The sequence below is a fragment of the Candidatus Synechococcus spongiarum SH4 genome (assembly GCF_000586015.1).
In the GTDB taxonomy this organism is placed as follows: domain Bacteria; phylum Cyanobacteriota; class Cyanobacteriia; order PCC-6307; family Cyanobiaceae; genus Synechococcus_B; species Synechococcus_B spongiarum_F.
Genome location: NZ_JENA01000060.1, coordinates 1 through 8,256 on the forward strand (window position 1 = coordinate 1; position 8,256 = coordinate 8,256).

The 8,256-nt window shown below is 65.9% G+C and carries 6 protein-coding genes and 1 pseudogene; 2 read left to right on the forward strand and 5 right to left on the reverse strand.

What is annotated here, in order from left to right; all coding sequences use genetic code 11:
- Both BG35_RS0104220 and BG35_RS10230 read right to left on the reverse strand, forming a co-directional pair.
- Positions 1–1,436 (reverse strand): homocysteine S-methyltransferase family protein (locus tag BG35_RS0104220; RefSeq protein ID WP_025781840.1); only part of this gene is annotated, 1,436 nt, incomplete at its 3' end.
- Positions 1,437–1,462: 26 nt separating this feature from the next.
- Positions 1,463–2,382: pseudogene (locus BG35_RS10230) on the reverse strand (branched-chain amino acid transaminase).
- A 33-nt stretch (positions 2,383–2,415) separates the two neighbouring features.
- Here BG35_RS10230 and cobN point away from each other — a divergent pair.
- Complete coding sequence (gene cobN / locus BG35_RS0104230; protein ID WP_025781841.1) at positions 2,416–6,015, forward strand: cobaltochelatase subunit CobN; 3,600 nt, start codon at positions 2,416–2,418, stop codon at positions 6,013–6,015.
- Between the two features lie 9 nt (positions 6,016–6,024).
- Here the strand turns inward: cobN and BG35_RS0104235 are convergent, their stop codons facing one another.
- From BG35_RS0104235 to hemJ, 3 genes are all read right to left on the reverse strand, one after another.
- On the reverse strand, positions 6,025–6,519 hold the full coding sequence (locus BG35_RS0104235; protein WP_025781842.1) for a hypothetical protein: 495 nt from the start codon (positions 6,517–6,519) through the stop codon (positions 6,025–6,027).
- 105 nt (positions 6,520–6,624) lie between these two features.
- Entirely contained in the window at positions 6,625–7,335 is a 711-nt protein-coding gene (locus tag BG35_RS0104240; RefSeq protein WP_236619771.1) for a PHP domain-containing protein, read from the reverse strand.
- The gene (hemJ, locus tag BG35_RS0104245; protein WP_025781844.1) at positions 7,280–7,861 is read right to left on the reverse strand and encodes a protoporphyrinogen oxidase HemJ; all 582 of its coding nucleotides are present in this window, start codon (positions 7,859–7,861) and stop codon (positions 7,280–7,282) included. The genes BG35_RS0104240 and hemJ overlap by 56 nt, the downstream gene beginning before the upstream one ends.
- A gap of 196 nt (positions 7,862–8,057) precedes the next feature.
- Between hemJ and BG35_RS13605 the strand changes: the two genes are divergently transcribed.
- A partial coding sequence (locus tag BG35_RS13605; protein WP_236619772.1) for a hypothetical protein occupies positions 8,058–8,256 on the forward strand: 199 nt, incomplete at its 3' end.

Sequence of the window (8,256 nt, forward strand, 5' to 3'; positions counted from 1 at the left end):
ACCACACCGGCGCCAAACCGCTGGGCCAACTCCAACACCTTGTAAAATCGTGGCTCGCCGTCTTCATAGTTTGTGGAATTGAGAATACACTTGCCCCCGGCCACCTTCAGGCCCGCCTCCATCTTCTGCCATTCGGTGGAATCCAGCATCAACGGTAGATTCACGTTGGTGACAAGGCGTTGCACCAGGGCTTTCATGTCGCTCACGCCATCACGGCCTACAAAATCCACGTTCACGTCCAGAAGATGAGCGTTTTCATTCACCTGCTGCCGGGCAATACTCACCAGGCCGTCCCAATCGTCCTGATTGAGAAGTTCCCGCACTTTTCTTGAACCACTGGCATTGAGACGTTCGCCAATAATGAGAAAGGAATTGTCTTGATGATAGGTGGTGTTGGTATAAATAGAGGCGGCAGCGGGTTGGTAACCCGAGGGGGACGTTCCGTTGTTCCCCCGCTGGCGGACAGGGCGGGGGGCGGGCTGCAAGTGTTGGCAATGTTGCACCAACGCCTCGATATGGGCCGGGGTGGTGCCACAACAGCCCCCAATGATCTGCACGCCCAAATCTTCCACGAAGTGGTGGAGGGCCATGCGCATCTCCATGGGGGTCAGCCGGTAATGGGCCACGCCTCCCACGTTTTCCGGCAGACCCGCATTGGGAATGCAACTGATGACAAACGGGGATTGCTCGCTGAAGTAGCGCACATGGGGTTTCATCAAATCCGGCCCGGTGGCGCAATTCAGCCCCAGCACGTCAACGGGAAAGGGTTCCAGAATGGTGACCACTGCCGCGGCATCGGCCCCCACCAACATTGTGCCCGTGGTCTCCATGGTGACGGACACCATCACGGGCAGCCGGCGACCGACGGCCGCCATGGCCTCCTCCAGACCCTGGAGACCCGCCTTGATCTGCAACACGTCCTGGCAGGTCTCCAGCAGCAGCAGATCCGCGCCCCCATCCATCAGCCCCCTGGCCTGCAGGGCGAAATCAGCCCGCAACCGGTCGAAATCCACCTGTCCCAGGGTGGGCAGCTTGGTGGTGGGTCCGATGGAGCCGGCCACAAAGCGGGGCTTCTCCTCCCTGCTGAACTCGGCGGCCGTCTCCGCGGCCAATTCCGCCCCCCGCTTGTTGATGGCGTAGGCCTGGTGGGCCAGGCCGTATTCCCCCAGCACCAGAGGCGTGGCACCGAAGGTGTTGGTTTCAATCACGTCGCAACCCACCGCCAGGAAGCTGCGATGCACCGCCTGCACCACGTCGGGGCGGGTGAACACCAGATGCTCGTTGCAACCCTCCAGCTCGGGGCCGCCAAAATCCCCGGCGGTCAGGTCATGGCGCTGCAGGGAGGTGCCCGTGCCCCCGTCAAACACCAGAACAGGCCGCTCGGGACTGTGGAGTCGCTGCAGAAAGGCGCTGGCGACGTCAGCGCTAGGGGCCATGGTTCATGGAGGCGGTGGGCTTGATGTTACGCACCACTCGTGGAAACCCCCGTGACCCAATGGCGGAATTCCTCGTCCCGCCCTTCCGTGATGGCCTGGAGGCGGTGGCGGAGCCGCTCCATGACGGGGCGCTCGCCGGCCAATTCCGTGGTTTCAATGCGGCGACGGGGGTGATGCGGGCGGCGGTGCCGGTGAGAAACACCTCCTCCGCCAGGAGCAGTTCCGTCTTGTCAACGGCCCGCTCCACCACCTCGTATCCCATGGAGCGAGCCATGGTGATGACGCTGAGCCGGGTGATGCCCTCCAGGATGTCCTGGTTCACCCCCGGTGTGTGGAGCACGCCGTCCCGGACAATGAAAATGTTCATTCCCGAGGCTTCGCAGACCTTGCCCTGGCTGTTCATCAGAATGGCCTCGTCAAAGCCGCTTTTGACGGCCTCGGTCTTGGCCAGGGACGAGGTGATGTAGGCGCCGCTGATCTTGCCCCGCAGGGGCAGGGAGCGGTCCTCCTGGCGGGTCCAGGAACTGAAACGGCAACTCACCCCCTCCGGGGAGAGATAGTCCCCCAGTTCCAGCCCGTAGATGAGGAAGTCCGTCTCGATGCTGTGGAGGCGGGGGGCAATGCCCAGATCGCTGGTGTACACCAGCGGGCGAAGGTAGATGGGCGCCCGGGGCCGGTTGGCCTTGATGACCGCGTCCACGGCGGCAACGATCTCCTCGCTGGACAGGGAGGCGTTGAGAAAGCCGGCGCTCTGGCTCAGCCGACGGGCGTGGCGGTCCAGACGGAAGAACAGCATCCGATCAGGGCCGCTGGGGTCCGGAATGGCCCGCAGACCGCCAAACGCCGCCGTGCCATAGTGGAGCGCGTGGGTGGCGATGGAGAGCTTCGCCTCGGCAAAGGGTCGGCATTTGCCCTCAAACCAGACATAGGGAAGAAACCCATGCATTGTGGTGACGTGGTGGTGTGATCCGATCTTCCCATGCATCGTCTTGCAGCCCTTCCCGGCGTTGACGACGGCCAGGTCGGCGCCCTGTTGGTGGAGCAGGATCCCGCCCCCATCCTGCTGCTGACCACCTCGGATACGGATCTGGCCACCATGGCCACCGTGCTGGAGCGGTCCCCCCAACCATGTGCCATGCGGGGCCTGAACGTTGCCGCCCTGGCCCATCCCGCCGTGGTGGACCACTACCTTCGCACCACCGTGGCTGCTGCCCGGGTGGTGGTGGTGCGTCTTCTGGGGGGGCGCAGTGTGTGGAGTTACGGCCTGGAGCGTCTACAGGAGTGGCAGGCCGCCGGGGGATGTCTGGTGGTGCTGGATGGGGTGGCGCCGGATCCGGCGCTGGAGAGCCTCAGCAGCACCGCCCCGCCCCTGACCCGTGCCCTGGGGGATGCTCTCCGCTGGGGTGGGACCGACAACCTGGCGGGTGTGGCCGCGGCGCTGCAAGACCTGGCGGCCGGGGCCGAACCCCGGATCCCCCGACCGGCGCCCCTGGCGGATCCCCTCCCCTATGACTGGCGCCAGACCGACCGGGGACCGGCCGTGGGGGTCCTGTTCTATCGGGCGTTGGCCCAGGCGGGCGATGTTGCCCTGGTGGATGCCGCGCTGGCCAGCCTGCGGGCAGCGGGCCTGGCCCCCAAGGCGCTGCTGATCAGTGGTTTGCGCACGCCGGGGATTCAATCCGGCATTGTGGCCCTCTGGCGCCGGCAGCGGGTGAAGCTGGCGCTCGCCACCACGGGCTTTGCGGCGGCAGGGGTGGGCGCGGAGGAGGACGCCGCCACCCTCTGGGATAAGCTGGATTGCCCCGTGCTGCAGATGGTCTGCAGCAGCGGCTCCCGGAAAGCTTGGCAAGAGAGCAGTGTGGGTCTGGGACCCCGGGATCTGGGGATGCAGGTGGTGTTGCCGGAATTGGACGGCCGGCTCCTGGGGCGGGTGGTGAGCTTCAAGGAGGCGCAGCAACGGCACCCGCAACTGGACTGCCCATTGTTTCGTTACACGCCGGTGGCGGAGCGGCTCACCTGGTGCGCCCGGTGGGCGCGGGCCTGGCTCCAGCTTGCCGCCACGCCACCGGAGCGGCGGCGGCTGGCCGTTGTTCTGGCCAATTATCCCACCCGCAACAGCCACCTGGCCAACGGGGTGGGCCTGGACACGCCAGCCAGTGTGGCCGCCTGTCTGGGTTGGCTGGCGGCGGCGGGCTACGGGGTAACCGGGACGTTGCCCAGCAACGGGGATCAACTGATCCACAGGCTCACCATGGGGCGCAGCAACGATCCCCGCAGCCTGCCCCTGGCGCCCATGGCCCACTTGCCCCTGAAGGCCTATGAAGCCTGGTTTGCCCGGCTACCCGCCCCGGCGCGGCAAGCGGTGCTGGAGCGCTGGGGACCGCCAGACCAGGACGACCATCTGGAAGCCGAGGGCTTTGCCATCCATGGCTGCCGTTTTGGCGCGGTGGTGGTGTTGATTCAGCCCAGCCGCGGCTATGAGCGGGATCCCCAACTCAGCTACCACAGCCCGGATCTGCCACCCACCCACCACTACCTGGCCACCTACCACTGGCTGCAAACGGTTCATCGGGCTGACGGGGTGATCCACTTCGGGAAGCACGGCAACCTGGAATGGCTGCCGGGCAAGGGTGTGGGCCTTTCCACCAACTGTTTCCCGGACTTGGTCCTGGATCCCTTGCCCCATCTGTATCCCTTCATCGTGAACGATCCGGGGGAAGGGGCCCAGGCCAAGCGCCGCAGCCAGGCTTTGATCCTGGACCATCTCACCCCGCCCCTGGCCCGGGCCGGTCTCCACGGCCAGGAGGCCCTCCTGGAGCAACGGTTGGATGAGTACTGGCAGGCGCTGCAGCTTGGCAGCGACCGGGCGCCCCATCTGCGCCGGGAACTGGATGGGCTGCTGGCGGCGCTCCACCTGGAGGCTGACGGCGATCTGGATCAACGGCTGGAGCAGGCTGACGGCTATCTCTGTGAATTGAAGGAAGCCCAGATTCGCACGGGGCTGCATCGCTACGGAATGGCGCCGGAGCCCCGACAGCGGCTGGAGCTTCTGCTGGCGCTGGCCCGGTGCCCCCGGGGCGACCAGCCCGGTCTCACCCAGGCCATGGCCCTGGATCTTGGCCTGGCGCTGGATCCCTGGACCAGTGAAGAGGGGGCGGCCCTGAGCCCACAAGATCGGCAACGGCTGAATCTTCCCGCCACGGCCCGCTGTGCCGGTGACGCCATGGCCATGCTGGAGGACTGGGGCTTGGCGCTGCTGGAGGGGGAGGCCACGGCGCCGGGTCCCCGCAGCCGCCACTGTCTGGAGCAGGTGGCCGCCGACGTGGCGCCCCGTCTGGATGCTTGCCCGTCTCAAGAAAAGCAGTCCCTGCTCCGTGGCTTGGCGGGGGGGCGAATCCCCCCGGGACCTGCCGGTGCCCCCACCCGCGGCCGTCTGGAGGTGCTGCCCACGGGGCGGAACTTCTACAGCATCGACCTGCGGGGACTGCCCACGGAAGCCGCCTGGGATCTGGGGCGCCGGGCGGCGGAGTTGTTGCTGGAGCACCATGAGCAACAGCAGGGGGAGCCCCTGCGTCACTTGGCCATGAGTGTGTGGGGGACAGCCACCATGCGCAACGGCGGCGATGAAATTGCCCAGGCCCTGGCGCTCATGGGGGTGCGGCCCGTGTGGGACGGCCGGCAACGGCGGGTGGTGGATCTGGAGGTGATCCCCCTGGCCCAACTGGACCGCCCCCGGGTGGACGTGACGCTGCGGATCTCCGGGTTCTTCCGGGATGCATTCCCCAATCTGGTGGACCTGATGCACCGGGCCGGCCTGCTGTTACGGCAGACCACCGGCACGGCCCTGGGGCGGATCTACGGCTCGGCGCCGGGGGCCTACGGCGCCGGTTTGCAGGGTCTGATGGACAGCGGCGCCTGGGAGAGCGCCTCGGATCTGGCCACCGCCTTCCTCAACTGGAGCCAGTGGCGCTACAGCAGCAATGCCGCAGGTACACTGCAGGTACAGCAAGACCGGGACGGTCTGTGCGACCGGCTGCGGCAGGTGGACGGGGTGCTTCACAACCAGGACAACCGGGAACACGACCTGCTGGATTCCGACGACTACTACCAATTCCAGGGGGGCTTGGCGGCGACGGTCACCCAGTTGCGGGGCCAGGCCCCTGCCCTCTGGTTTGGGGACCATGCCCGCCCCCAGCGCCCGCGGATCCACCGCCTGGCCCGTGAACTGGACAAGGTAATCCGCTCACGACTGCTGAATCCCCGCTGGCTGGAGGGGATGCGCCGCCATGGCTATCGGGGCGGTTTCGAGATGAGCGCCAGCTTGAACTATCTGTTTGCCTACGACGCCAGCACCGGCGCCACGCCGGATTGGGCCTATGGCGCCATTGCCGGGCAATGGTTGCTGGAGCCCGACAGCCGGGCCGCCCTGAACCGCACCAACCCGTGGGCGCTCCAGGAAATGGGAGAGCGGCTGCTGGAGGCCCACCGCCGTGGCCTCTGGAGAGATGCCGACAAGGAGCAGATTCAGGCCCTTGAAGCGCTGGTGCGCCAGGTGGATGCCCACCTGGAGCGCGGTTAGGGAGTGTGGTCAGCCGGTCACGTCCCGCACCATGGAGCGAAAGGGATCAATGGAGCCCGGCTTCTTGCTGGCCGCGCTTCTGGGCACGGTGCGCCCCTGCTGGGGTGTGGCGGCGGGTTGTTTCTTCTTTTTCACGGAACCACCCCGTAGCCGCTGGGCCAACTCCTGGGGGCTCATGGTCTGGGCAAAGGTTTTGCGCACCGTGCTGCCCGGGTTGGGGGCAGTGACCGGCGCCGGGCCGGTGCTTCCGGCGGCTGCCCTGGCCTCCAGCGCCCCACCCGTGGCCTTGGTCACCCGGGACGCCATGGCGCCCACCTCCTGCACCACTTCCCCCCCGTTCGGGGAGGAGGCTGATTTGGGGAAGGTGCGGCGGATGGTGTTGGAGGAGCGCAGGTAGGACATATCACCTACGGTCTGCGCCGCGTCGTTGTCCAGGAAGAAGGGCTTGTCACTGGCGTTTTCAGCCTGGCCAGGCTTGGCGCGAAACCGGTCGAACAGTCCCATTGGGCCGGGGGCAAACAATGAAGAAACTCTAGAGAAAATCCAGGGCGCCGTGGCCAAGCGGGCCATTTTGCAACGATGCGCAAAGGCAGTGCCCCGCTGCCGCCCTCAGCGCCCCCTCAGGCTGGCGCCATGGGTGTCCGTCCCGCAACTGGCCAGCAGCCCCAGCTCCTGACGCAGTTGATCCACGTGGTCGCAAATCAAGGGGGACGGCCGCCACCGGGAGCCCATATCGTAGTCGTACCAGGTCTCCACCGCATCGAACTTCAACCCCTGGGCCGCCCGGATCAGCACACGGAAATCCAGGCGGTAGCGGGCCGGATGAGCCAGGGCAGCCAGGCCGCCCGCCCCGTGAACGGCCCTCACCACGGCCCCGGCCTGCAATGCCTCCCCACAGACCGCTTCCCCCTGGAGATAGGGCGTCAGCGGCTCCTCCGCGCCGTACCCCAGGGCCAGAATATGGACAAGACAACCTTTGAGAACAGCGCTGATCTCTACACCGCGCCAAAGCCTGGGGACGGCCTGCCCGTGCCGCTGCAACGTCGACAGGGTTTGTTCCACAAGCGGGTAGGCCCGGTGGCTGTGGTGGTCCGTAACCGCCAGATGCTCCAACCCCAACTCGACCGCCTGAACCGCCAACTCCTCAGGCGTCAAGCTGCCGTCGCTGCAGGTGGTGTGGCAATGAAAATTGAACCGCCCAGGGCAGCTATGGCGGTCCACCGTCGCCAGAACCTTGACCAGGGGATGGGAAAAGGAGCCAACGTCAGGCGCCCTGGGAGAGGGCCTGCTGCTCCGCATTCCGTCGACGCTTACGGGCATAGAGTTGAATGGCCACCGCCATGAAAACAACGAGGGCCACCACCAGCCATGTGGCGGAGCCCGTGGGGAATTGGCCCTTGAAAACGGCCAGCATCACGATCACCACCAGCAGCAGGGTGGGAGCTTCATTGAGGGCCCGCAGTTTACCGCTGCTCCAGGCGCAGATCCCTTGCTGCAACTGCCCCATGAGCCGATAACAGAACAGGTGGTAGGCCAGCAGCAGGGCAACAAAGGCCAGTTTGACGTGCAACCAGCCCTGGTGAAGCCAACCGGGATTGGCCGCCAACAGACCCACGGCCATGGCCACCGTCACCACCATGCCGGGGGTGGTGATGATGTTGGCCAGCCGCTTCTCCATCAACGTGTATTGGGGCTTGAGCACCGCCTGGGCATCGGGGCCGAGGGCATCCGCCTCCGCGTGGTAGATGAAGAGGCGCACCAGATAGAACAGCCCGGCAAACCACACCACCACCCCGATGACGTGGAAGGTCTTGAACCAGAGATAGGCCTCTGGCGGCAGGTGCAGCGCCATCGGGGTGGGGGGCCGGGGGTAGAGCTTATTACAGCATGGCTTGGCTGGGGGTGGTCCTCAGCCGCAGGTGCTTGTCCCCTCAGGGAGCGTTCCATGCAGAGATCCGCTCTTTATGCGGCTTGGTCGGGCGGGGCGCCTAATAGACTCAGGTACGGTCTCTGGGCATAGCCCATTGGGTTGGATTGTCACCATGCCGCCTCTCGCCTTCAAACCTGACTCCAGCTTCTTCGAGAAGATCGCCCTTGGAGCTGTTGGCAGTCGATATGTGGCCCAGGATCTGGAAAGGCTAGGGCATCAAATCGTTGAACTCGAACGTGGCGCCATGGACAGGAAGCTCTGGAAGGACGTAAAGCGCAAACGAGTCCGCATTCCGGATCTTGTGTGCAAGG

Bases quoted from the DNA above. Each gene is read 5' to 3' on its own strand.
- cobN (WP_025781841.1), top strand. From the start codon at position 2,416: ATGCATCGTCTTGCAGCCCTTCCCGGCGTTGACGACGGCCAGGTCGGC.
- BG35_RS0104235 (WP_025781842.1), bottom strand. From the start codon at position 6,519: ATGGGACTGTTCGACCGGTTTCGCGCCAAGCCTGGCCAGGCTGAAAAC.
- BG35_RS0104240 (WP_236619771.1), bottom strand. From the start codon at position 7,335: ATGCCCGTAAGCGTCGACGGAATGCGGAGCAGCAGGCCCTCTCCCAGG.